This is a genomic window from bacterium (assembly GCA_040757115.1).
Classification (GTDB): Bacteria; UBA9089; CG2-30-40-21; order CG2-30-40-21; family SBAY01; genus JBFLXS01.
Genome location: JBFLYA010000449.1, coordinates 1 through 1,181, shown reverse-complemented (window position 1 = coordinate 1,181; position 1,181 = coordinate 1). Strand labels below are relative to the sequence as shown.

1 protein-coding gene is annotated in these 1,181 nt (G+C 37.6%); it reads left to right on the top strand.

Annotated elements, in window-relative coordinates:
* A protein-coding gene (locus AB1422_19560; GenBank protein ID MEW6621499.1) for an IS3 family transposase occupies window positions 1-1,151 on the top strand; the annotation gives its coding sequence in 2 pieces (ribosomal slippage) (window positions 1-256 and window positions 256-1,151; 1,152 coding nt annotated over the 2 pieces). This gene is flagged as partial in the annotation.
* Window positions 1,152-1,181 lie beyond the last annotated feature (30 nt).

Genomic DNA, 1,181 nt, shown 5'->3' with positions numbered 1-1,181 from the left:
GACAAAGAGTTTAAGATATCGGCAGTAAAACTGATATTGGAGGGCGGCAAATCAACTGCCAGTGTAGCTCGGGATTTAGGAGTAAATGAGAACTCGCTTCATAACTGGAAGAGGGCTTACCTTGAAGACCAAGAGAATTCATTCCCCGGTAAAGGTCACCAAAAGCCGGAAGACGAAGAATTGAGAAAGTTACGTAAAGAGCTTCATGATATGACAATGGAGCGAGACATTTTAAAAAAAGCCATAGCATACTTCACGAAAGTCGGAGGGTGAAGTATATGTTTATAAAAGAGAACAGAAAGCAATATGGAATCGGTTTATGCAGCAAGGTATTAGGAATAAGCCGATCAAGTTATCACCGTTGGCTAAACCGTCAGGTAACTCAGAAAAGAAGCGAAGAGTTAAAACTTCTTGAGCAGATAAAATATTATTATACGATAGGCCGTGGTAATTATGGAGTACCGAGGATAACATCATCGCTTAGAAGAGTTGGGATATTGGTGAACAAAAAACGAGTAGCTAGGTTAATGCGGATAAATAAAATCAAGGCAAAGACGAAAAGAAGGTATAAGAAGACAACGCATCAAAACAAAGGAGCCGAGTTCAATAAAAACCTACTTAATCAGAATTTCAGTTCATCGAGCAAGAACAAAATCTGGACAAGTGATATAACTTATTTATGGACTTGCGAAGGCTGGCTGTATTTGTGCGTTGTAATGGATATATATTCCCGTAAAATAATCGGCTGGTCTACGGGTAGCAAAATATCATCTGAGTTAGTAACAAAATCATTACAGATGGCCATAACCCAAAGAGAAAAAGTTGAAGCAGTAATATTCCATTCAGACAGAGGCAGCCAATATACGAGCGCTGAAGTCAGAACAATGCTTAAAGAGAACTCAATTATCCAGTCGATGAGTTCAACGGGCAATTGCTACGACAATGCTGTTACGGAATCATTTTTCCATACGCTCAAAACAGAGTTAACGCATTGGAATAATTACAAAACGAGAGAAGAAGCAAAGAAAAGTATATTTGAGTACATTGAAATATTTTACAACAGAGTAAGACTTCATTCAACAATCGGATATTTATCACCTGGGGAGTTTGAAGAAAAAAATAACGATATAATTAATAAAAAGGTTGCTTAACTTTTTGTTGCACTTTTAGGGGTAGGATCA